Origin of the sequence: Marinobacterium sp. xm-m-383, assembly GCF_013283255.1 — a bacterium.
Lineage (GTDB): Bacteria > Pseudomonadota > Gammaproteobacteria > Pseudomonadales > Balneatricaceae > Marinobacterium_E.
In genome coordinates, this window is the sequence record NZ_WBYT01000001.1 from 385,719 (window position 1) to 408,142 (window position 22,424).

Annotated in this window: 18 protein-coding genes; 13 read left to right on the plus strand and 5 right to left on the minus strand. The window is 47.2% G+C overall.

The features are described 5' to 3' along the window. The first annotated feature begins 51 nt into the window (after positions 1–51). Together XMM383_RS01845 and XMM383_RS01850 are read left to right on the plus strand one after the other, a co-directional pair. Positions 52–1,263 carry a LysR family transcriptional regulator gene (locus XMM383_RS01845; RefSeq protein WP_173480900.1) on the plus strand — a complete coding sequence of 404 codons (1,212 nt, stop codon included), beginning with the start codon at positions 52–54 and terminating at the stop codon, positions 1,261–1,263. A gap of 126 nt (positions 1,264–1,389) precedes the next feature. Further along, positions 1,390–2,334, plus strand: coding sequence for a Gfo/Idh/MocA family oxidoreductase (locus XMM383_RS01850; protein WP_173480901.1), 945 nt, complete (start codon positions 1,390–1,392; stop codon positions 2,332–2,334). Positions 2,335–2,507: 173 nt separating this feature from the next. Here the strand turns inward: XMM383_RS01850 and XMM383_RS01855 are convergent, their stop codons facing one another. Further along, the gene (locus XMM383_RS01855; protein WP_173494426.1) at positions 2,508–3,443 is read right to left on the minus strand and encodes an AEC family transporter; all 936 of its coding nucleotides are present in this window, start codon (positions 3,441–3,443) and stop codon (positions 2,508–2,510) included. 110 nt (positions 3,444–3,553) lie between these two features. Between XMM383_RS01855 and XMM383_RS01860 the strand changes: the two genes are divergently transcribed. Together XMM383_RS01860 and XMM383_RS01865 are read left to right on the plus strand one after the other, a co-directional pair. Beyond that, the gene (locus tag XMM383_RS01860) at positions 3,554–5,359 is read left to right on the plus strand and encodes an EAL domain-containing protein (RefSeq protein WP_173480903.1); all 1,806 of its coding nucleotides are present in this window, start codon (positions 3,554–3,556) and stop codon (positions 5,357–5,359) included. A gap of 80 nt (positions 5,360–5,439) precedes the next feature. Then, the gene (locus tag XMM383_RS01865; protein WP_173480904.1) at positions 5,440–7,065 is read left to right on the plus strand and encodes an alpha-D-glucose phosphate-specific phosphoglucomutase; all 1,626 of its coding nucleotides are present in this window, start codon (positions 5,440–5,442) and stop codon (positions 7,063–7,065) included. Positions 7,066–7,254: 189 nt separating this feature from the next. Here XMM383_RS01865 and XMM383_RS01870 read toward each other — a convergent pair whose 3' ends face one another. Both XMM383_RS01870 and XMM383_RS01875 read right to left on the minus strand, forming a co-directional pair. Continuing rightward, positions 7,255–7,833: a 2-hydroxychromene-2-carboxylate isomerase gene (locus tag XMM383_RS01870; protein WP_173494427.1), complete on the minus strand. Its 579-nt coding sequence runs from the start codon at positions 7,831–7,833 to the stop codon at positions 7,255–7,257. A gap of 63 nt (positions 7,834–7,896) precedes the next feature. Beyond that, positions 7,897–9,105: an MFS transporter gene (locus tag XMM383_RS01875; protein ID WP_173483946.1), complete on the minus strand. Its 1,209-nt coding sequence runs from the start codon at positions 9,103–9,105 to the stop codon at positions 7,897–7,899. 96 nt (positions 9,106–9,201) lie between these two features. Between XMM383_RS01875 and XMM383_RS01880 the strand changes: the two genes are divergently transcribed. The 3 genes from XMM383_RS01880 to purK all read left to right on the plus strand — a co-directional run bounded on the left by XMM383_RS01880 (position 9,202) and on the right by purK (position 11,760). After that, a complete protein-coding gene (locus XMM383_RS01880) occupies positions 9,202–10,095 on the plus strand; it encodes an AEC family transporter (protein WP_173480907.1) in 894 nt (297 codons plus the stop codon). A gap of 103 nt (positions 10,096–10,198) precedes the next feature. Continuing rightward, positions 10,199–10,687 (plus strand): 5-(carboxyamino)imidazole ribonucleotide mutase, encoded by a 489-nt coding sequence (gene purE, locus XMM383_RS01885; RefSeq protein ID WP_173480908.1) that lies wholly within the window; start codon positions 10,199–10,201, stop codon positions 10,685–10,687. Between the two features lie 2 nt (positions 10,688–10,689). Beyond that, entirely contained in the window at positions 10,690–11,760 is a 1,071-nt protein-coding gene (gene purK / locus XMM383_RS01890) for a 5-(carboxyamino)imidazole ribonucleotide synthase (protein WP_217363562.1), read from the plus strand. A gap of 75 nt (positions 11,761–11,835) precedes the next feature. On the opposite strand, the gene XMM383_RS01895 is transcribed toward purK, so the two are convergent. After that, on the minus strand, positions 11,836–12,333 hold the full coding sequence (locus XMM383_RS01895) for a phasin family protein (protein WP_173480909.1): 498 nt from the start codon (positions 12,331–12,333) through the stop codon (positions 11,836–11,838). Between the two features lie 189 nt (positions 12,334–12,522). Here XMM383_RS01895 and murI point away from each other — a divergent pair, with 189 nt between their 5' ends. Together murI and XMM383_RS01905 are read left to right on the plus strand one after the other, a co-directional pair. Continuing rightward, the gene (gene murI / locus XMM383_RS01900) at positions 12,523–13,335 is read left to right on the plus strand and encodes a glutamate racemase (RefSeq protein WP_173480910.1); all 813 of its coding nucleotides are present in this window, start codon (positions 12,523–12,525) and stop codon (positions 13,333–13,335) included. Then, positions 13,332–13,625, plus strand: coding sequence for an HlyU family transcriptional regulator (locus XMM383_RS01905; RefSeq protein ID WP_173480911.1), 294 nt, complete (start codon positions 13,332–13,334; stop codon positions 13,623–13,625). The genes murI and XMM383_RS01905 overlap by 4 nt, the downstream gene beginning before the upstream one ends. On the opposite strand, the gene XMM383_RS01910 is transcribed toward XMM383_RS01905, so the two are convergent. Further along, positions 13,603–14,610: a diguanylate cyclase gene (locus XMM383_RS01910; RefSeq protein ID WP_173495550.1), complete on the minus strand. Its 1,008-nt coding sequence runs from the start codon at positions 14,608–14,610 to the stop codon at positions 13,603–13,605. The genes XMM383_RS01905 and XMM383_RS01910 overlap by 23 nt on opposite strands. Positions 14,611–14,725: 115 nt before the next feature. Here XMM383_RS01910 and XMM383_RS01915 point away from each other — a divergent pair, with 115 nt between their 5' ends. The 4 genes from XMM383_RS01915 (at position 14,726) to XMM383_RS01930 (ending at position 22,364) form a co-directional block, all read left to right on the plus strand. Continuing rightward, positions 14,726–15,781, plus strand: a complete 1,056-nt coding sequence (locus tag XMM383_RS01915; protein ID WP_173494428.1) for an efflux RND transporter periplasmic adaptor subunit — start codon at positions 14,726–14,728, stop codon at positions 15,779–15,781. Continuing rightward, on the plus strand, positions 15,771–18,986 hold the full coding sequence (locus XMM383_RS01920) for an efflux RND transporter permease subunit (RefSeq protein WP_173494429.1): 3,216 nt from the start codon (positions 15,771–15,773) through the stop codon (positions 18,984–18,986). The genes XMM383_RS01915 and XMM383_RS01920 overlap by 11 nt, the downstream gene beginning before the upstream one ends. A 110-nt stretch (positions 18,987–19,096) precedes the next feature. Further along, positions 19,097–19,345 (plus strand): hypothetical protein, encoded by a 249-nt coding sequence (locus tag XMM383_RS01925; protein ID WP_173480915.1) that lies wholly within the window; start codon positions 19,097–19,099, stop codon positions 19,343–19,345. Between the two features lie 367 nt (positions 19,346–19,712). Continuing rightward, positions 19,713–22,364, plus strand: a complete 2,652-nt coding sequence (locus XMM383_RS01930; RefSeq protein ID WP_173494430.1) for a hybrid sensor histidine kinase/response regulator — start codon at positions 19,713–19,715, stop codon at positions 22,362–22,364. Positions 22,365–22,424 lie beyond the last annotated feature (60 nt).

The following is a 22,424-nucleotide window of genomic DNA, read 5'->3' on the forward strand; positions in this document are numbered from 1 at the left end:
TATTTGTTTTTGATATAGGTATTTAAATCACATCAGGTTACAATGACCCTTATGTTCAAGAATCTTCCTAACATACGACATCTTCGGGTATTCATTGAGGTCTCCAATGCAGGAGGTATAAGTCAGGCTGCAGAGCGTGTCTTTCTCTCTCAACCTGCGATGACTCAAGCCATTGCGAAGTTAGAACGCTTGCTGGGTGTAAAGCTGTTTGAACGCCAGTCCAGCGGGATGTATCTGACTGAAGCTGGTGGCGTCTGGGAAGCGAGGGTCAACAGCGCCTTTGCTATTCTAAGATTAGGTCTGGCCGATGCACTGTCGTCCATGTCGAATCGTCGTATGGAGACGATTGAGCGCATCATGACGCAGCTGACGACGACCCAATTAAAAGCACTAGTAGCGGTTACCGATGCGCAAAACTACAGCGTTGCAGGTCGTAATCTGGGTGTATCACAATCTTCACTGCATCGATCAGCTCGTGAGCTCGAGTCACTCATGGGGCTGTCGCTGTTCGAAAAGACCAGTACTGGCATTGCGGCAACACGAGCGGCCAAAGTGTTCTCCAAATCAACCAAGTTGGCCATTTCAGAGATTCATCAGGGGCTTCAAGAGTTGTCAGGCCTTGGTGATGGTCGTGAAGTGGGACGGATGCGCATCGGCAGCATGCCACTAGCACGCACCTCTCTGTTGCCCAAAGCGATTAATGAATTTACCAAAGCTTATCCTGGTATCACTTTAGAGTTGGTTGATGGGCCCTATGAAGATCTTTTAGCCCATATCCTTCAGGGGGATGTGGATCTCTTGGTCGGTGCGTTGCGTTTCCCGATCCCAACCAGTGATATTGTTCAAGAAGAACTCATAGCGCCTCCATTAGCAATTGTGGCACGCAAAGGGCATCCCGCTCTCAATATAGATCAGATTACTCGAGAGGACCTTCTTAACTACGGTTGGGTTATCCCAAGAAGTGGGGCGCCAACCCGCAACCTATTTGAAGAACTGATTCTGCAAGGTGAGGAGAGGGAAGGTCTATCCATCGTCGAAACCAGTTCCCATGTGCTGATTCGAGAGCTGTTACTTGGCGGTGATCGACTCACATTAATCTCTCAGCATCAGTTGGAATTTGAGTTATCCAAAGGGGATTTGGCGGTGCTTCCTTTTGAGATGTCAGGCACTAAACGCCCAATCGGCATTACCCGTCGCAGCTCATGGAACCCCACTAATGCCCAGCAAAAATTTATTGATCTACTGCGGCTGGCCGTATCTTAGAAGCGGTTTTGTCTAAGCTTACATTCACATTTTTGAATGACGTCTAGAATTTTTAACGGTTCTATGAAAGATCCATTTTGATAATCTTAGGGACAATATTTATCCATTCGAATTAGGGAGACACTAATGAGAGTTTGTGTTGCAGGCGCTATGGGCGCATTTGGTCTAAAACACTTAGATGCATTGAGTAACATTGAGGATGTTGTTGTGACGTCAGTCGTTGGTACTAAACCTGATGCCATTGCTGAGTTTGCTAAAGAGCGTGGTATCGCTCACGCAACAACAGATCTTGCTGAATCGCTTGCGCGCGATGATGTGGATGCGGTCATTCTTGCAACACCGACTCAAATGCACGCCTCTCAGTCTATTCAGTGTCTTGAAGCAGGCAAGCACGTCATGGTTGAGATTCCGATGGCGGATAACATTGAAGACTCAATCAAACTGGTGGAGGCACAAAAGCGCACGGGTTTGGTAGCCATGTCGGGTCAGACTCGCCGCTTCAACCCAAGCCACCAGTGGATTCATAACAAAATCCAAGCGGGTGAGCTTAAGATTCAACAGATGGATGTTCAAACTTACTTCTTCCGTCGTTCTAACAAGAACGCTCTGGGTAAGGCGCGCTCATGGACGGATCACCTGCTTTGGCACCACGCTTGTCACACCGTGGATCTATTCCAGTACCAGACTGGCGAGAAGTGTACAAAAGTACAAGCGATGCAGGGTCCGATTCACCCAGAACTTAACATTGCAATGGACATGTCGATTGGTATGAAATCAGAGAGCGGTGCACTGTGTACACTCTCTTTATCTTTCAATAACGACGGTCCATTTGGTACTTTCTTCCGTTACATCTGTGACAAGGGTACCTACATCGCCCGTTACGATGATTTGGTTGATGGTAACGAGAACCCAATTGATCTCTCTGGCGTTGCTGTTTCTAACAACGGCATCGAGCTTCAGGATCGTGAGTTCATTTCTGCAATTCGCGAAGGCCGCGAGCCAAACTCAAGCGTTCAGCAAGTATTGCCTGCGATGGAGACACTACACCAGCTAGAACAGCTTTTGGATTAAGTGTTGGCTTGTCGTTAAAAAGGCCGCTGTAGCGGCCTTTTTGTTGTCTTCTTCACTGGAAGACGCTGAGAGAGCAGGTGACAGGCTGAAGGCCAGTCACTGGCACGAAGCTGTCAAGGCAAGCACCGGTGACTGGCTTCAGCCTGTCATCCGCCCTCAAATTACGCTCCAACCTACAACACAAACGCCAAAACAGTGTTTAGCGTCGCGTAAGACGCGACCGTAGTCAGCAGCAATGAGCTGGAAGCCGTCTTTGCTGCGCCATAAGGTGCAGCGAGAATAGGGTAGATAGTGAACATGGGTGAAGCGGTGATGACAATTAGAGCTATCTGCCATTGTCGATCAAAGTCCCACCAGAGGGTAATCAGCAGAAGGGCTAGAGCAGGTTGAATCAACAGTTTTGCCCCTGCAATCATTCCTAAAGTACTCAAATCATCGCGAATAGAGTTTCCTACTAAAGATCCTCCAATAACGATCAGTGCTGCGCCACCAGCCGCTTTTGCGAGCACCCCTAAGCTTTCGTCGATGAACAACGGCAGTTGAAAGCCGCTCAACGATAAAATTAAGCCAACCGCTATTGCGATGAGTATCGGGTTGTTGATCAGGCGTTTAAAAATTGAGCTTAGTGAGCCTAACAGCGTTTTGTCTTTATGATCAGCTGAGAAGTACTCAGTAGTCAGGAGCGCTAACGGAAGCACCACTAGGTTTTCGACCAGTATACAGACAACTAATACTTGAGCGGCCATATCGGGCATGACCTGCAGCAGAATAGGGTAGCCAACAAAAATACTGTTGGGCATAGCGGCCCCAATGGCTAATGCTGATGACTGTTTAGCATCACCTTGTCTGACGCTCCGAATCAGACCCAACGAAATGAAGAAGGTAGCGACTGCGGCAATAGCATAAATCGATACGTAATCGCTATTAAAGATATCAGCAGGGCTATTCTTAGATAGATTGCCGACAATGATCGCCGGTATGCAAAAAACCAAAACAAAGCGGGCTATCCCAGGGATAGCCTCCTTAGACAGTGCGTTATATTTAACGGCTAAAAACCCAATAGCCATTAACGTAAAGAGCGGTGCGGTAATCCCGAGAACGTTCATCATCTAAACCTGTCATCAAAGAGGTTCTATCTTATCGAGCCCTGAGACTTGGTGGTAGCGATTCGCCCCTGATTACCATAAAATCAATAATCTATTCGAAAAAGTGATGGCTAATGCAAGTTCGAGATTACAACCGCAGTAACTGGTTCAAGAACCGTCGAAGCCTGTTTAGGTTGCTGATTAATGCGTTGCTGTTGATATCATTAGCACTTTCACTTTTATCTCTGCTTCAGCAGCTTTTCACAGATTCATTGACGGGCTCCTACTTTTACCCGCTCACTCTCTCTTTGTTAGTCATCCAATATTTTGTGCACCGTATTCATTTAAGCTGGGGTGGAGCTGTAGCTTTCCTTACTATGGGAGCTGGTTCAATATCGCTAGCCTTAGTGTCGGATGATATAGCATTAGCCTATTTGTCAGGTGCGCTTTTGCCAGTATTGCTTCGCTTTGTATTGGCTCAAAAATGGGTATTACTCTTCATACCTATCTGGCTCTCTCTCCTCTTATTTATTCACTCCTATCGAGTACAAGAGGAGCTGATTTCTGAGCTCTATACCCATCTAATAACGCTCTCTTACTCCTTGCTGGTCTATGGTTCAGTAGCGGTGCTGTTTAATCGTATCTACTCTCTTGTTTTTTATAAAGAGTGTAAAGAAAACAGCGACTTAACGTCTGAATTTATAGACAATTATCAAATTCATCAGCATTTTGATTGGCTCAAAAATAAGAATCCTGACGGTGTTGTAAGAGTCTATGGTGTCTACATTAAAAATATCTTGGATAGTGTAGGAAAAAGTTCAGAAAGTTCGATTGAATTTAAAGAGAGCGTTACTCAATTTAATCAGTTGTTAAGGGAAGTTTGTCCTGCAGGTGCATCCATTGGCAGGCTTGATAATGGGGTTTACGTTCTGATGTCAGAGCGACGGTTTTGGAACGCATTTGAGCGTGGACTTCGTCAGTTAAAAAAAGAGGCAACGGATCTCTCGCCGATTGTTGTTTCAACCGATACCCCTAATGACTCAACTGATCTGGATAGTGCACTGCATAACTTGGATACAGTATTTGTGCGTGCCACCAAAGAGAAAACAGATTTTGCTCGATTCAATTTGAAAGATCGTGATCATCTTAACGGCCAAACAGATATTCAATCTTATGAAGTCTCTCAGGCATTTGCTAACCATGAGATACAGATGTTCTTTCAGCCTAAGGTCGATATTAAAGATAACAATAGACTGGTAGGTGCGGAGGCACTGGTCCGCTGGATTCACCCTGAGAAAGGTTTGCTAACACCAAAAGATTTTGTCGATCTTCTTGAGTCCTCCCCATACAGGCTTACATTTATAAACAGTGTCGTTGAGCAATCCGCACATTTTTGTGAAACAATGAAACAGTCGGGTCTACCGATCTCGGTTTCATTTAACTTAAGCGCTAATGATCTTCAGGATTTGCGTGTCACCTACGAGTTGAGTCAGGTCCAAGAAAAGTACGGTTTTAGTGCCGGAGAGTTACAGATTGAGCTATCTGAACAGGAGACAGACGTCTCTTTGGATAACTTAAAGCGCTCCTTAGATGCCGTGAAAGAGCTAGGTTATTCAATCGCTTTGGATGATTTCGGTACCGGTATGAGCTCACTCGCCTATTTTCAAAACCTACCCGCCGATACCATCAAACTAGATAGAGCCTTTATCAAAGACATTCATCTAAACCCCTCGTCTGAGCATTTAACGAAAATGGTCGTATATTTGTCCAAAGCGGAGGGGCTGACAGTCGTAGCAGAAGGGGTTGAGAACGCCTCGGAGGCAGATAGACTGCTTAAATTAGGTGTTGATCAGGTGCAGGGGTTCCTATTTGGTAAACCGATGCCGGCTACTGAGTTTCTTCAATATTACGGCTTAGAATTAGTTGAAGATGATGTTTAAAAAGCGGCATATATCTTGCTAGTTTTTATCTAACTCTTTCCAATCGTTAATGGTTTAAACCTAATCTATATGTGGTCTTAATGAATAGAAAAGTCATCACAACAACACCTTACTCTGGTCAGAAACCAGGTACGTCTGGCCTTCGAAAAAAGGTTAAAGTATTTCAACAACCTAACTACTTAGAGAATTTTGTTCAGGCTGTTTTTGACTCTTTAGAGAGCTGCCAAGGCCAATCACTCGTGATCGGTGGTGACGGTCGTTATTTTAACCGTGAGGCAATTCAAACCATTATTAAAATGGCGATCGCCAATGGCTTTGAAACCTTAATCGTGGGTCAAGCAGGAATTCTTTCAACGCCAGCAGCCAGCTGTGTGATCCGTAAATATGGTGCAGTCGGTGGACTGGTGTTGTCAGCCAGTCACAACCCAGGTGGCCCTGATGAAGACTTTGGCATTAAATTTAATCGTGCCAACGGTGGCCCTGCAAGTGAGACCCAGACGGACAGTATTCACCAAACGACGGAAACCATTACTCGATACTTTACGATTGATGCTGAACCTGTAGATCTTGATAGTGTTGGAGAGGTTAGCATTGGAAATGCGCTGATTAAGGTGATTGATCCTGTCACAGATTATGCCGATCTGATGGAGGAGTTGTTTGATTTTAAAATCATGAAACAGCTCTTGAGCGGTTCAAATTTCACATTTCGTTTCGATGCCATGCATGCCGTGACTGGGCCTTATGCACAAGAGATATTCATCAACCGGTTGGGCGCACCAAAAGAGAGCGTTATCAACGCGATTCCAAAAGAGGATTTTGGTGGTCATCACCCCGACCCCAATCTTGTACATGCAGCCGAATTGGTCAAACAAGTCAATGAACAAGGGTTAGATTTCGGTGCCGCTTCGGACGGGGACGGCGATAGAAATATGATCATTGGCAACCATTTTTATGTAAACCCTTGTGACAGTTTGGCTGTATTAGCCGCGAACGCACAAAAGATTCCCGCCTATGAAGATGGATTGAAGGGTGTCGCTCGCTCAATGCCAACCAGTCGTGCAGTTGACCGTGTGGCTGAAAAACTCGGTATCAACTGTTATGAGACTCCTACCGGTTGGAAATTTTTTGGCAACCTGATGGATGATGGCCGTATCAGCTTCTGTGGTGAGGAGAGTTTTGGTACCAGTTCAGATCATGTTCGCGAGAAAGATGGACTTTGGGCTGTTCTATGCTGGATCAATATTCTGGCCGCGACCGGTCAATCGGTCTCTGATCTGGTTAAAGATCATTGGTCTCTATTCGGAAGGGATCTATTTACCCGCCATGACTATGAATCAATCGATTCAGACAGTGCAGCCAATATGATGCAGCAGCTAACAGCCTCTTTGGATAGTCTTGCAGGAGAGACCTTTGATGGCGTTACCCTGACTCTGGCCGATCAATTCAGCTACTCAGACCCTGTTGATGGCTCCGTCAGTCATAATCAAGGAGTTAGAATGCTGTTCGATAACGGAGGTCGTATCGTTGTTCGGCTATCTGGAACCGGTACGGCCGGTGCTACGCTGCGTGTCTATCTAGATCAGTTTACTCAGGATGAGTCGATTACTGACACACAAGCAGCTTTGAAACCTTTAATCGAGTTGGCGAATCAGTTGATCGGTATTAAGCAATTTACAGGACGCACAGAACCTGACGTTATTACTTGATAGAAGGTGTGGCCCTATGGATCGCGGTTTGTCGCTGCGCTCCAATTCGCTCCTACAATTTAACGCTCCGTTTGTAGGAGCGAATTGCCCGAAGGGCAAACCGCGATTGACACCACAGTTTAACTTCGTTGCGAAGATGCACGGATTTATATGTAGGAGCGAATTGCCCGAAGTGCAAACCGCGACAATTTAACTTTTGGCTCTTTCGATCGCCTGTTCTAGACGATCCTGTCCCCAGAAGGGTTCTCCATCAACGATGTAGAAGGGGCTGCCAAAGACACCAGCCTCAATGGCTTCGTCAGTCTCTTTGTCCAACTGATCATCTAAGCCTTTTGATTGCTCTAATAGAGCTGAATCAATACCCAGTTCATCGAGAAGTCGAGCTAACACAGCGTCCTCTGCAATATTCAGATCTCTCTGCCATACGGCACTCAAGAGTGCTCGGGCTAAACCTGGCACATCCGACCCTGCGTCTCTAACCGCAAGTAGTAGTTTAGAGGCAGGGCGACCATCCACGGGGAAGTTCTTTGGCTTAAGATTAATGGTGATTCCGCGTTGTTTTTGAATTCGGCCAAGTTCAGCTAAACGATAAGCTTGACGCTGTGGCGAACGCTGAGGAACAGGTACACCGCCTGTCGCAGCAAACAGGCGACCAATATCGAATGGGTGATAGACCACCTCGGCAGGAGCCTCTCTCTCTAATAGATTGCCTGCTAGACAGGTAAACGGCGAGATTGGTGATAGGTAATAATGAATGGTATGACTCATAAACGAATCCTTTTGTTTTACTGAGTTACGAATAGCAAGTCGTTGCGGATCTTAATTTAACCCTTAGCTCTTTTTAGCCACAAATGCAGGGTGTGGTTTTTCATCAATCGGCCAGTGAAGAATAACCGCCATCAAACCAAAGAAGATACCGGCCCACCAGATGTACTCATAATGACCATAAGTTTCGTAGAGATAGCCGCCTAACCAGACTCCAGAGAAACTCCCGACCTGATGACTAAAGAAGACGAAACCATACAGGGTGGCCATGTATCGTGTACCAAACATGTTCATAACGATACCGGACGTAGGTGGAACGGTTGCTAGCCACAGCAGCCCCATGACTGCACTGAAGATAAGCACCGATGTCAGCGTGATAGGGAATATCAAGAAGAGGGCGATCGCAATCGTTCTTCCTCCGTAGATTGCCACCAGTAGCTTCGATCGTGAGTGCTTGCGACAGATATTGCCGGCCCAGAACGCCCCAGCGATATTGAACAGACCAATCAATGAGAGAGACCAAGCACCGACCTGATGCGCGAAGCCTAAATCTGATAAATAGGCTGGCATGTGCGCTGTAATAAATGCGACGTGAAAGCCACAGACAAAGAAGCCAAATACCAGAAGCCAGTAGGATTTGTGACCAGCGGCTAATCGCACTGTTTCAGCAAATCCTTGATCCGTCTCTTTAATGACAGAACTTTTTTTAGCATTCAGAGGAATGGCTAACAACATCATCAATAGTGCGATAGCCGTTAGAATATGCAGTGAGTTGATCCAGCCAAAATCAGAGATAAACATCTGAACCAATGGAACAAGCGCAAATTGACCAGCAGAGCCACAAGCGGTGCCCAAACCGAGTACCCAGTCACGTCGTTCTGGTGGAACGGATTGAACTAAAGCAGGAAGAACGATGCCAAACGAAGTGCCGGCGACGCCAGCACCCACGAGAAACCCTAATCCTGCATTAAGCGTGAAAAGATCCGACACACCAGCTGTTAGATAAACACCTAGGGCATAGACCAGTGCGCCACCAAACAGGACGTTGCGATTTCCGAAACGGTCGGCAAGCCCGCCAGTGAAAACCGACATAATTCCCCAGCTCAGGTTTTGCAAGGCTAGGGCAAAGCCTATGATGTCACGCCCCCAGTCGGTTGAAGCCTCAATAGGACGCATGTACAAACCATAACTCGACCGTATACCAAAGGAGATCATCAATAATAGGCAGCCACTGGCGATCAGGAAAATCGTTGAAGGGGAGAGTCTCTGAGTCATGTTTGATCCAGCTTAAAGAAGAATCGCTCAATGATAGTTGCCTATCTATTTGCGGACAACTGTATAATCATCATCCAACATTAAGATAGTGACTCCATGTTTACAGCTTTTATCTCTGCTATTACTCCGGTTTTTTTGATCGCCGTCCTTGGTTTCTTTCTGGCACGAAAAACGGACTACCTAGAACACCCTGGTTTGGCCATGCTCTCCAGCCAGATCGCCTTGCCCGCTCTGGTGTTTACCTCGGTGACTCAGATGAAAGTTCCCGTCACAGAGATGGGGTATTTGATGGGAGTGACCGCTCTCTGCTTAGCGGTCGGTGCTACTCTGATAGCCATTTTTTGCAAGCTGCTTAACACCTCACCGCGCTTCTATCTCTCGACACTGGTCAACCCCAATACGGGCAATTTAGGTATTCCACTGGTCTTTGCACTGTTGGGGCCTGAGGCTCTGGCATCTGCGGTCATCATTTCAACAACTGTGACGCTTAGTCACTGGACATTAGGAACCACCGCCATGTCAGGCCAATACAATTGGCGCTCACTGGTCACCAATATGCCTCTGTTAGCACTCTTGTCAGGTGCAATCGTGGTATCGATGGATTTGACGATTCCTGTGCCTATCAGTCGTGCTTTAGATTCTATCTCCGGTATAGCCATACCGATTATGGTCATGTTGTTAGGCCGCTCATTAGCCCGTTTAAAGATAGGGGGTGCCCGTCAGGTTGGCATCATTGCAGGTTTATCCATCTACCGACCCTTGTCGGGTTTTTTGATTGCCTGGCTGGTTGTATCCCTAATTACTATCGATACCACTGCAGCGCTCTCACTGCTTATTCAGATGTCGATGCCGGTTGCTGTGATGAGTTATGTTCTAACGGTTCGATATGGCGGTCCTGTCGATCGTATTGCCGCTCTTACCATTACCAGTATTCCTGTTAGCCTTGTAATACTGGTGTTGATCTTCAACTTTCAGTCAGCACTGGTTTAAAAGGGTAGGTCTGGCTGACTCTTTCTTGCTATAATTTCACGCTTATTTTTTTGTCGATACCGACTGCCTATTTTTCGAGATCAAACTCGATATGGAGAAATGAATGAGCGCCCGCGTTGCAATAGTTATGGGGTCTAAATCAGACTGGCCAACCATGGAAGAAGCCGCCAAGATGCTAGATGTACTGGGTGTCGAGTACACCGCTGAAGTGGTATCGGCACATCGCACCCCAGATAAGATGTTCCGCTTTGCTGAACAAGCTGCCGACAATGGCATCAAAGTTATTATTGCCGGTGCTGGTGGTGCGGCTCACCTCCCAGGTATGATTGCTGCTAAAACCATTGTGCCTGTGCTGGGTGTGCCTGTGCAGAGCAAGGCATTGAGCGGCCAAGACAGTCTTCTATCCATTGTTCAGATGCCACGTGGTATTCCTGTTGGAACCCTGGCTATCGGTGGAGCAGGTGCATTTAATGCCGCGCTACTGGCCTCTCAGATGCTAGCAACAACCGATGCAGAGCTCGCCGTTCGTCTGCAAAATTGGCGTAATGAACAGAGCCAAACGGTTCTAGATAATCCAGATCCACGAGGTTAAGCATGCAGTTGCCACGTATTGTCATTGCCGGTAATGGTCAACTAGGTCAAATGCTTCAGCAAGCAGGTGCACCCCTGCAGCTTGAAGTACAACCTATTCACCCGATAGGTGATCAACTGGTCGAGTTGAATGACGACGACGTTATCTCGGTAGAGATTGAGCACTGGCCTGAGAACCCTGTCGGTAATCAGCTTAAATCTCACCCAAACTTTCGCAACGATGCGGCTCTATATCAGGTCATTGATCGTTTTCGTCAGAAATCGACCTTAGATCGCCTTAATGTCCCAACGGCCCCTTGGGTTGATTTAAACAGTGCCGATGCATCCATTGCCGAGTCGCTATCCTCTCTGGGTGAGCGTGCCGTCGTAAAGGCTCGTATGGGTGGTTACGATGGGCGTGGTCAATGGCGCTGGACGCAGGGTGATGAGATTCTTGCTGAATGGGATGGCATTGCCATCGCTGAAGCGATGATCCCGTTCTCACATGAGGTGTCGTTAGTTGGCGCACGAAATGCACAGGGTGAGAAGGTCTTCTACCCATTGACGCGTAACTGGCATCAAGACGGCATTTTGCGTGCGAGTATTCCTGGGTTAGATAATGACCCTGCGATGCAAGCAAGTGCTGAAGGTTGGCTGGGATCGATCATGGATGACTTTGACTACATCGGCGTCATGGCGATGGAGTGTTTTGTTGTCGATGGTGAATTATTGGTTAATGAGTTAGCGCCACGTGTCCATAACTCCGGACACTGGAGCCAAGAGGGTGCTAGTGTCAGTCAGTTTGAATTGCACCTAAGAGCGCTTGCTGGTTTACCTTTGATCACCCCTGAGTTTCGTGGTGTCTCTATGATGTATAACTTGCTTGGACGAGACTGGAAAGCAGAGTGGCTGGCGGTACAGGGCGCTCATGTGCACTGGTATGGTAAAGAGATCCGTCCTGGTCGTAAGGTAGGTCATCTCAACATCGTTAGACCGACTGTTTCCGCACTAGTTGAAAGCTTGTCCGAACTCGAGCCTCACTTGGATGAGGGTGAAGCAGTGGTGGTTGAGTGGGCAAAAGCTCAGCTTAGCTAATTTAACAAGCTAATCTCTAAAACTAAAAAAGCCGCTTGAGGTATCTCAAGCGGCTTTTTTGTATCGACTGATCGATTAAGCAGTTGCTTTTGGAGCAGCCGCTTTACGAGTTGTTTTTGCAGCTGGTTTAGCCGCTTCAACTGAAGGCATGAAGTTTGAAAGATCAAAGTTTTTCATGTCGAATTTAGAAAGGTCGAACTGTGCTAGATCGAATTTCGCTAGGTCGAACTTAGAGAACTGAGCCATCGCTTCTTCTGTCATCTCTTGAGTAGACTTTTCGAAGATTTCAGTCAGTTCAGCTTTTGCAGCCATTAGAGCAGAGATCTCTTCTTCAGCAACAGTGTTTAGTTTTGCTTCCATCTCTTTAAAGAAAGCAACCTGAAGTTCTAGAGCAGCTTTTGGCTCTTTTGATTCAGTCAATGCTTTAACATGCTCAAGACCACGGTTTAGCATCTCTGTAGCAACAGTTTGCTGCATGCCGAATAGTTTTTCAGCAGTTTGTTTGTTGATTTCAGCTGCTTTAGTGAAAGGAGCCATCTGTGCTTTGAACTGGTTCATCATTTCGTTGTACATGGTGACCTCCGAGGTCTTTAAGTTTCTATCTAAAAAGTTTGTTGCACTGCAACATTTGACGCCATATTAGACATTGACTAAAAAACAATCAACACTTTTTTGTGCATTGCACAAAAATAATTATTCTGACCATCTCATATCATTCTGCGTTAAACTTATTCGTAACTTTAGATCTGTATTTGACGATTAATGAATCCATATGAACACGCTCCGATTGGAGTCTTTGATTCAGGAGTGGGCGGGTTAAGTATCTTATCCGCTTGCCTTAACAACCTACCCAATGAGTCCTACCTGTATATCGCTGACAGTGGCTATGCACCCTATGGTGATAAGAGCGATGCAGTGATCCGTGAGAGGGTGGTTCAGATCGTCTCTTACCTCATTGAGAAGGGCGCCAAGGCGATTGTGATCGCGTGTAATACAGCAACCGCTGCTGCTGTTCACGAGTGCAGAGAGCTATTCTCCTTACCGATCATTGGTGTTGAACCCGGACTAAAGCCTGCCATTAAGATGAGTCAGTCAAAACGCGTTGGCGTTCTGGCAACTCAATACACGGTAGAGAGTCAGAAGTTCCAACGATTGGTCTCCCAGCTTAAACAGCAAGCAGAGTCGATTACAGCACTTGGCTGCCCTGGATTGGTCGAATTAATTGAAAACCCAAACACCACCAATCAACAACTCAGCACACTACTAACCACTTATATTGATCAGTTTGAAGCAGCCGATATTGATACCTTAGCGCTTGGATGTACGCATTATGGATTTGTTGAGAAAGAGATCAGCGAGTTGTTCAGTCATCCAGTTAAGGTGATCGACACATCGGAATCGATCGCGCTCGAAGTTAAACGTCGTTTAACTGAACAGAAATTACTCTCTCTCTCCAATCAAGCGGGTAAATTAGAGATACTGACCACAGGACGAGACAGAGAGGCTCTCTCTGAGTTATCTAAACGTTTAATCCAATTTGAGGGGGTCGTCACCCCTGTAGAGGTATCCAAGTGATTGAGTTTATAAAAAAACTTCTCCGTTCAGACCCTGTTGAAGAGCCGGTGGCTTCGGAGTTTGAATACAAAGGGTTCAAGGTTTCAGTCAAACCGAGAAAAGTGGATGGCGGCTATGGTGTGGGTGGCATGATCTCCAAGGAGATTGATGGCCAATGGTTGGAACAGCCGTTTATTCGTGCTGACAGCATGGCATCAAAAGAGATCTGTGTAGAGGTCACCATGAACAAAGCAAAAATGACGATTGATCAGATGGGGGATGCACTGTTTAGCAAATCTGGCCATCGGTAAGGGCTTCTTCAGATTTTTCAGAGTCAGAGTGTATTACAGAATCATACATCACGACCTGATTTCGGCCTGAGTGTTTGGCTGCGTAAAGTGCTTTGTCACTATCGCTGATCAGCCCCAGCATGATCTCTTTTGTTGTCATTGTGCTGATGCCATCAAAGGTCGCAATTCCGACACTGACGGTTACTCCTAAAGAAAGATCGCTCTCTAAGAAGGTCGTTGATTCAATCACCTCTCTGAATCGCTCGAAAATCGCTTTAGGATCTGATTCAAGCGCCGTACAGCAGACAACAAACTCTTCACCGCCGTATCGTGACACTAGATCATAGGGTCTAAATGTCTCTTTCATTCGATCAGCAAACTCTTTAAGCACTCTGTCGCCAACGGGGTGTCCATAGGTATCGTTTACCCGTTTAAAAAAGTCGATATCGCAAATGGCCAGTGCTAATGGCTCACCGGTTCGTTTAGTTCGTTCAATTTCATTATCAAGATGCTCGATCAGAGAGGCGCGATTTTGCAAACCGGTCAGCTCATCATGCTCTGCCTTGTAGGCGAGCATCTCATTGGCAATATTGAGTCGATTTTGCAGCTCTAAAGTTCGTAAACCAACGCCCAGTCGTGCGCGCAACTCAACGGGTTTAGTAGGTTTGCTGATGTAGTCGTTAGCTCCGGCTTGCAGTGCAGTTGCCAAGTGCTCTTGATCGGAGTGTGCAGTGACCAACACAATGTAGGGTGGGTCATTACTCTCAAGCGCTCTGATTTTACGACAAAGCTCTATGCCATCCAGATTGGGCATCTCCCAATCAAGAACGAGCATACGTGGAGGTTCTGCTTCTGTTGTCAGAATTTCAAATGCCTCTTCACCATCCTGCGCGGTCATTACGTCAAAGCCCCAACCCTCAAGTTGGCGCTCCATCAGCATTCTTAAGACTTTATCGTCGTCGGCAATCAGTACTTTCATAATCTCTGTTAATAGATTGAATTTCATTCAGTGTAGCAGGGCATTCAGAAAGTACAGAAAATATTAAAAAATCTTTTATATTAGTTTTGCCTAATATATTATTACCGGAACTTAACCCTTATAAACGAATAGAGTGTTTGATATGCAGATCAGAAAGGCCGTTAACCTAGCAGTGACCGCGTGCACCCTAGTGACAACCATTTCACTAACGCAACTGGCTTCAGCCCAAGAGCTAGCGTTTACTGAGACCAAAATTATTCAGCAACCGATCAAGGTCGAATTCGACGGGACTGTGGAAGCGGTTAATCGAGCTATTGTTGCCGCACAAACTTCTGGTCGAATTCTAGAATTACCTTTTGATTATGGCGATTTTGTTGAGCAGGGCAGTGTGATAGCTCGCCTAACACAGAGTGAACAGCGCGCAGGGCTGGATGCTGCAAGAGCTTCTATCAATGAAGCACAAACCGCTTTTGATGAAGCTACTCGTCAATTGGATCGTTTAACCGCACTGTTTGAGCGCAAATTGGTCGCGATCGCGCCTGTAGACAGCGCTCGCCAACAACGTGATGCAGCCAAAGCAAGACTCGATGCAGCAAAAGCTCAGGTTTCTAATGCCCGTGCTCGTTTTGATTACACTGAGGTAATCGCGCCCTATTCAGGTGTAGTGGTTAACAAGCTAGTTTCTGAAGGGGAGACGGTACAACCAGGTACACCATTGATAGAGGGGATTGCACTGGATAGATTACGTGTTCGAGTTCAAATCCCGCAAGCCAACCTGGTCGATGCCAAACAGAGTCAGTTTGTTAATGTTGTGTTGGGTGATCAGGTTGTAGAACCTGTCGATCAACGCTTAATTCCGACAGCCGATCCACTAAGTCATACCTTTACACTGCTTCTAACGTTACCAGCGGGTGACCCTGCTCAAATGCCGCTTCCAGGTGAGTTAGCACGTGTTCAATTTACCATTGATGAAGAGCCTGTGCTGACTCTGCCTAAGTCATCTATAGCGACTCGTGGTGAAGTGGAAGGTGTTTATGTGGCTTCAGGCGATTCAGCTCTCCAATTTAGATACATCAGAACCGGTCAAACTGCTGGTGAACAGGTAGAAATTATCTCTGGTCTCGCAGAGGGCGAAACCGTAGCACTTGATCCTATTAAAGCGGCCTCAATTTATAAGGAGGCGAATCGTGCAGAGTAATGACACTCAAACACTGGGCATATCGGGACGAATTGCCAAGAGTTTTTTAACGACTGAAATTACCCCGCTACTGGCGATCGTGGGTCTTCTGCTAGGTCTTTTTGCCGCGCTGGTGACACCGCGTGAGGAGGAACCACAGATCAACGTCACCTTTGCCAACGTGATGATTCCTTTTCCAGGCGCAAGTGTTGCTGAAGTAGAGTCGCTTATCACCACATCTGCAGAGCAGGTGGTGTCAGAGATCAGTGGCGTCAAAAACATCTACTCTGTTTCCAGCCCAGGCATGGCGCTGTTGACGGTTCGTTTTGAGGTCGGCGAGCCAAGAACCGATGCGATTGTCCGTCTCTATAACGCCTTCTACTCGAACAGAGATATCTTCCCGCCGAATATGGGTATTGGTGAACCGGTCATCAAACCTAAGGGCATTGATGATGTACCAGTTCTAGCTGCGACCTTATGGAGTCGTGATGAATCAGTTAGCAGTGCCGATCTATTGAACGTCGCTCATACGATTCAGTCTGAGCTTCAGCGAGTTGAAGGAACCCGCGATATCACTGTGATTGGCGGCGCTAACCGTGCCATTCAGATCGACTTCGATCCAGTCAAGATGGCGGCACTCTCGGTTACTTTGGATGATGTTCGCGCTAAGTTGCAATACGCTAATGTGACAGCCGATACTGGTGATCGCGTCAAAGCGAACAGCGCCATTCGAGTTCAAGCAGGTCAACTACTTCAGGATGTCTCAGAGGTTAAAAACCTAGTGATAAACGTTCGAAATGGCGCACCGGTTTACCTTCGCGACATTGCTAATATCTACGATGCTCCAGAACAACCGAATCAATACGTCTCTTTTGGTACTGGGCAGGCTGCAGCAGATCAGACTGCATTGACCCCTGCAATCACCATTGCCGTGGCAAAGAAACCGGGTGAGAACGCGGTTGAAGTCGCTGATGCATTGATCGATCGATTTGAAGCGATTCAGGGTATCTATGTTCCGGATAACATCGAGACAACGATTACCCGTAACTATGGTGAGACAGCTGATGATAAGGCGCAAACCCTAATCAAAAAGCTGATTTTCGCTACGCTGTCGGTCATCGTCCTAGTGCTATTTGCACTGGGTGTTCGTGAAGCTATTGTGGTGGGCATTGCCGTTATCGTCACCTTGGCTATTACACTCTTTGCCTCATGGGCATGGGGCTTTACCCTTAACCGAGTGTCGCTATTTGCGTTGATCTTCTCGATCGGCATTTTGGTTGACGATGCCATTGTCGTTGTAGAAAACATACACCGTCATATGTCGATGGGTGTTAAATCACTACGTGAAGCGATTCCCCTTGCAGTCGATGAAGTGGGTGGCCCAACAATATTGGCAACCTTTACTGTCATTGCAGCCCTACTGCCTATGGCCTTTGTCAGCGGCTTGATGGGCCCTTACATGTTGCCGATTCCGATCAACGCCTCAACAGGTATGCTGATCTCACTAGCCGTCGCCTTCATCTTGACCCCTTGGCTCTTTTTGAAGCTGTTTAGACGTCATGTTGAAACAGGTCATTCAGCGGACCATGGCCACTCTGAATCTCGCTTCAAAGGTCTATTTGTTAAGCTACTGACACCGATGCTACGTCAAGGCAAAGGAGCGTTGAACCGTTACCTTTTGCTGGTATCAATTCTGGCGATGATCGGTGGATCCGTCTACTTAGTTGTTAATCAGTCGGTCATTCTTAAGATGCTACCCTTCGATAACAAGAGTGAGTTCCAGGTTATCGTTGATATGCCAGAGGGAACCTCTCTAGAGCAGACGCAGCGTGTCTTAACTGAGTTGGCAGAGGATCTGCAGGCACTTCCTGAGCTGAAAGATTTCCAAATCTACTCAGGGTCTGCCTCACCGATTAACTTCAACGGTTTAGTTCGTCAGTACTACTTGCGTTCAGCACCTCATATGGGTGACATTCAAGTTAACCTCAGTGATAAGGTGTTACGTGATCGTAAGAGTCACGAAATAGCGCTTGAGGCACGCGCTCTGCTTGCCGACACGGCTAAGCAATTCAACGCCAACGTGAAGGTCGTCGAGATGCCGCCAGGGCCTCCGGTTATGGCACCTCTAGTGGCAGAGATCTATGGTCTGGATAAGCAGGGTCAAATTGACGTAGCCAAACAAGTTCGCGCGCAATTTGAGTCTACCGATGGCGTGGTCGATGTCGATGACAGCATTGAGGCCCAACAGACTAAAGAGATCTTTGCGATTGATCGCGTTCGTGCAGCGCACTTTGGTGTAGCAGATGCGACCATTGTTGCGGCACTAAACAGTGCGATCCGCGGTGAAAGCTTGGGATACCTGCATGATGACAACTCACGCGTTCCCGTGCCATTAACGCTTAAGCTGGGTGACCAAGATAAGGCAAACATCGCTAAGATTGAGTCTATTCAAGTTCGATCAGATAAAGGCACCTTAGTATCTTTGGCTGATGTTACTCAGCGTATCGATACGCAAGTAGAGCAGAGTGTTTACCACAAAGATCTACTGCCTGTTGTTTACGTCACCGGTGATGTGGCAGGTGATACGGATAGCCCGCTCTATGGTCTATTTGAGATTGAATCGAAGCTGGATGACGTCGCACCAAGTGGTAATCCGATAGAGCGTTTCTTCTTCTCAGAACCTTCTGATCCCTATGAGTGGAGCTTGAAGTGGGACGGCGAGTGGCAGATCACCTTTGAAACCTTCCGAGATATGGGTATTGCCTACTCAGTCGGTCTGATCATGATCTACCTACTGGTTGTTGCTCAGTTCCGTTCTTACGGCATCCCATTGATTATCATGGCTCCGATTCCTCTAACGATTATCGGCATCATGCCAGGTCACGCGATACTGGGGCAGCAGTTCACGGCGCCTTCTATGATCGGCATGATTGCACTGGCCGGCATCATTGTTCGAAACTCCATACTGTTGGTGGATTTCATTCAGCAACAAGTGAAAGAGGGCATGAGTTTCCAAGAAGCAACGATTAATGCGGCTGCAGTTCGTTCGTTACCCATTGCACTCACCGCAGTCGCTGCGATGATGGGTGGCTTCTTTATCATTGACGATCCAATCTTCGGTGGTCTTGCAGTTTCATTGATCTTCGGTTTGATGGTATCAACCATACTGACCTTAGTCGTAATTCCGGTGGTCTACTACCACTACCATTGGAAGAAACATGCTTAATTGATGTTTGATTTGAAAACCCGGCTTTTGCCGGGTTTTTTATTTTGCAAAAGTTGGCACGCCATTTGCTTAACCTAATCAATCGCACCAACAATAATAAGGGGATTGATATGCAACTTTCACAAAACGATTCAAATTACTTAGCAAGCTTCGAACTAGAAACGCTGATGATGGACGCTAAGGATCTTAAAGAGGCAATGTCTAAAGAGATCGCCATTCTTAGTGATAAGGGTAACTACTCGTTAAGAGCCATTAAACGAAGCTCACTGCGCCTATTAGCTTACCAAACAGCTTTGCACAGCCAACAAAATTCGATAGAACGATATGCACGCGTTCATGCACCACTATTGGTGCATTAAGTCTGGCTGGCAATTAACGACCCTTCTCGGTCATTTCCAATCCACTCCGAGGCCTCTGTGTAGTCTTGTTTATGGGCTAACGTGGGGGTTAGTACACTTAGATTCACCACATGGAGTGCTTGATTGTCTGCAAGCAGTTCGGGGGCTCATTCCTGCTTCGGTCTTTTCAGAGTTAGCCAGCCATTGATCAGGCCAAGCTACATATGTGACATTAATGTCTAAAGGTGGCCCAATTCTTGCTTGTCACTGTAGCGTACAAGCGTCAGCCATATTTCTAAGAAAACTCGTGCTGAGCGCTAATTTATTGAAATATGCAATGCAATATGCGTTGCGTTTTGCTAATGAGTTTGCGGGTTTAACATTGCTTATGAGTTCACCAAAGTTTTTTCTGAGTGCTATTTGGGCCACATTTCTATGGTTGTTTTCGGCAGCCTCACTGGCTAACGCAGGAGAGAAACCATCCGGCATTCTGTTGGTGAATACGCTTGGGCCTGATCCGTTCACAACGCAGTTAATTAGCGGTGTAGAGCGTTCGATTGCGACCGAAAACAAGGGGCGGCAATTGTACGTGGAGAACTTGGATGCCTTGCGTCATACATCTTTTCCATTGGAAGAGACCGCTGAGTATCTACAGAGCAAATATCGTGATACGGATCTTCAGGGTGTCATCTTTTTTGGTCATATCGCTCGGCAGTTGGCTGAAATGCATCCCAATCTGCTCAAGAATGTGACCAAAGTCACCGACAACCTTGCTGGGCGCGCCACAGAGGTTCAGTCTGACCTAGTTTATGTCGATTACCTATTTTCCCCATTGTCATTCGTTGACGAAGCTCTTCGTCTGACTAAACCAGAAACTGTATATTTGCTGGGAAGTTCCAGAGATCCGGTGGGTGCTGCCGGATTTGACGCTCTAAAAGCAGTCCTAGCAAGCAGATCTCTTAATGTTGAGATACTGCATGATCAAAATGGTAAGCAGTTGGAGCAGCGGCTTAACTCGATTGGATCTGACAGTATCGTTATTGCAGTCCCCAGATTCTCTCCAATTGAATGGGGTCTTCAGCCTATTGGTGAGATGCAGCGGTTAGTCGCACAGCTTAGCGTTCCGGTCCTCTCTACAGTTTCGGTATTGATGGGTACTGGCATTTTAGGCGGAAAGCTCTTCTCGGTTCTTGGCTTGGGAGAGACGCTCGGGACTGCTGCCCTGGGCGGAGATCCCAGTCTCCTCAATCACCCAGCCCTTTATGATGGCGAAGCGCTATCAAGGCACGGTTTCACAAAGGGCGACCTGCCATCGGATGTTGAGCTCAGTCGACCGTTGACGCCAACATTATGGGAGGCGTACCGGTACGAGGCAGCTACAGTGTTCGGAATGCTTGTAGGGCTAGGCGCTTACTCGCTCTATTTACGTCGACGCGTTGCTGCGGGCTATCGGGAAAAGCTTAATTACCTTGTAGCACGTAGCGCACTGGTCAGCGATCTGGAGGCAAAGAACTCGCGGATTGAGGCGGCACAGCGTGAGACGGATCTGTTGCTAGCGACCGCTGAAATTGTGCTGTTTGAGCTGGATATCGAATCGGGCACTGCCCAATTGGTAGCTGGCCAGCACAAATTGATTCCAAGGAATCAGCCATTTGATCATGTTCAGATGATTCATCGTCTCTCTGCCTCGACCGAGGTTAGGCAGGCTTTGAAGAATACCTTTGCAAGCGATAATGCCAGTTACACCGCGCGTGTACAGTTCGAAACTGGTGATAAGCCGGTATGGGGTCAGGTGGTTACGGGGAGCCAATATAAACGCGAGGGTAGAGCTAAGCGGTTGTTTGCGCGGCTCGATGTGACTGAGCTTCAAGAGAAAAACGAACAGTTGCGCTCGGCTACTGAGAAACAAAAAGAGCTATTTGCCGTGATCGGTTATGAGCTGCGAACCCCCGTAGCTGCGATTGACATGGTGCTAAATGATACCGACCTAGACCTCGCTGAGCGTCTGACTAGTATTCGCGAGATATCACGCAGCCTGCTTCACATTCTGGAGGATTTGCGCACAGTTGTAGCCCCTGAGCGCGCTATTGAGGCTAAGGCGGTGATTGCCAATCCTGTTGATATAGTACAGCGCGCACTTGCGCCTCTGGCACCGTTGCTGAAAGAGAATCAAATTCAGCTTAATTTGCAGGCACCAGTTGGCGTTGAACCGGTATGGCTGAAGGACCAGGCGCTACGCCAATTGGTAACAAACCTAGTCAAAAATGCAGCCCTCCATTCGGGAGGCTCCAAGGTTTGGGTTTCCCTTGAGGCTGCGTCTTGCGGCGAACATTTAGAAATCCAGTTAGCGGTTGCTGATAACGGGATTGGTATTCCAAGTAATCAAGTTGCTAAGGTGTTCTCGGCCTTTGGGCGTGGCGACACCAGCAAGGATGGTTCGGGTTTAGGCTTATATATTGCGAAGCAGCTGGCAGCGCAGTTGGGCGGTGAACTAGAGTATCGAGAAAGGGCATCGAGTGGTGCTCAATTCAGTATGCAATTTAAGGCCGAGGCCGCAAATACTGAGGCACAGGCACAGGCACAGGCACAGGCACAGGCACAGGCACAGGCACAGGCACAGGCACAGGCACAGGCACAGGTTAACCTTTCTGGGATGAGTATTCTATTGGCTGAGGATGATCGTGTTTTGAGAATGCTTACTGAGAAAACGATCACCAAACAGGGAGCTACCATCAGAAGTTACGAGAACGGGAGACTGGCTCTAGATAGCTTCCTAGCACAACCCGTTGATCTAGTATTAACGGACTTAATGATGCCCGAAATGAACGGTTTGGAGTTAATTAGAGGTATCCGGCAGGTCGATCATACAGTCCCCATCGTTGCTATAACGGCCGCCGTTGTTGGTGACGAGACTGACGAACTGCTTGAGGCTGGTGCCAACGCTGTTATCTCAAAGCCTATAAGCAGCGAAAAGCTAATAGATACATTGACCTCGATTCACTTGCAGAGCTCAGGTGTAGAACAGGCGAGCGTTGATTGATTTACGACGGGTTGAGCCGAGTGTGTGGCAGGGTGTGAAAATGAATGAGGTGGCGTTCCC

Bases quoted from the DNA above. Each gene is read 5' to 3' on its own strand.
- XMM383_RS01845 (WP_173480900.1), top strand. From the start codon at position 52: ATGTTCAAGAATCTTCCTAACATACGACATCTTCGGGTATTCATTGAG.
- XMM383_RS01850 (WP_173480901.1), top strand. From the start codon at position 1,390: ATGAGAGTTTGTGTTGCAGGCGCTATGGGCGCATTTGGTCTAAAACAC.
- XMM383_RS01855 (WP_173494426.1), bottom strand. From the start codon at position 3,443: ATGATGAACGTTCTCGGGATTACCGCACCGCTCTTTACGTTAATGGCT.
- XMM383_RS01860 (WP_173480903.1), top strand. From the start codon at position 3,554: ATGCAAGTTCGAGATTACAACCGCAGTAACTGGTTCAAGAACCGTCGA.
- XMM383_RS01865 (WP_173480904.1), top strand. From the start codon at position 5,440: ATGAATAGAAAAGTCATCACAACAACACCTTACTCTGGTCAGAAACCA.
- XMM383_RS01870 (WP_173494427.1), bottom strand. From the start codon at position 7,833: ATGAGTCATACCATTCATTATTACCTATCACCAATCTCGCCGTTTACC.
- XMM383_RS01875 (WP_173483946.1), bottom strand. From the start codon at position 9,105: ATGACTCAGAGACTCTCCCCTTCAACGATTTTCCTGATCGCCAGTGGC.
- XMM383_RS01880 (WP_173480907.1), top strand. From the start codon at position 9,202: ATGTTTACAGCTTTTATCTCTGCTATTACTCCGGTTTTTTTGATCGCC.
- purE (WP_173480908.1), top strand. From the start codon at position 10,199: ATGAGCGCCCGCGTTGCAATAGTTATGGGGTCTAAATCAGACTGGCCA.
- purK (WP_217363562.1), top strand. From the start codon at position 10,690: ATGCAGTTGCCACGTATTGTCATTGCCGGTAATGGTCAACTAGGTCAA.
- XMM383_RS01895 (WP_173480909.1), bottom strand. From the start codon at position 12,333: ATGTACAACGAAATGATGAACCAGTTCAAAGCACAGATGGCTCCTTTC.
- murI (WP_173480910.1), top strand. From the start codon at position 12,523: ATGAATCCATATGAACACGCTCCGATTGGAGTCTTTGATTCAGGAGTG.
- XMM383_RS01910 (WP_173495550.1), bottom strand. From the start codon at position 14,610: ATGAAATTCAATCTATTAACAGAGATTATGAAAGTACTGATTGCCGAC.
- XMM383_RS01915 (WP_173494428.1), top strand. From the start codon at position 14,726: ATGCAGATCAGAAAGGCCGTTAACCTAGCAGTGACCGCGTGCACCCTA.
- XMM383_RS01925 (WP_173480915.1), top strand. From the start codon at position 19,097: ATGCAACTTTCACAAAACGATTCAAATTACTTAGCAAGCTTCGAACTA.
- XMM383_RS01930 (WP_173494430.1), top strand. From the start codon at position 19,713: ATGAGTTCACCAAAGTTTTTTCTGAGTGCTATTTGGGCCACATTTCTA.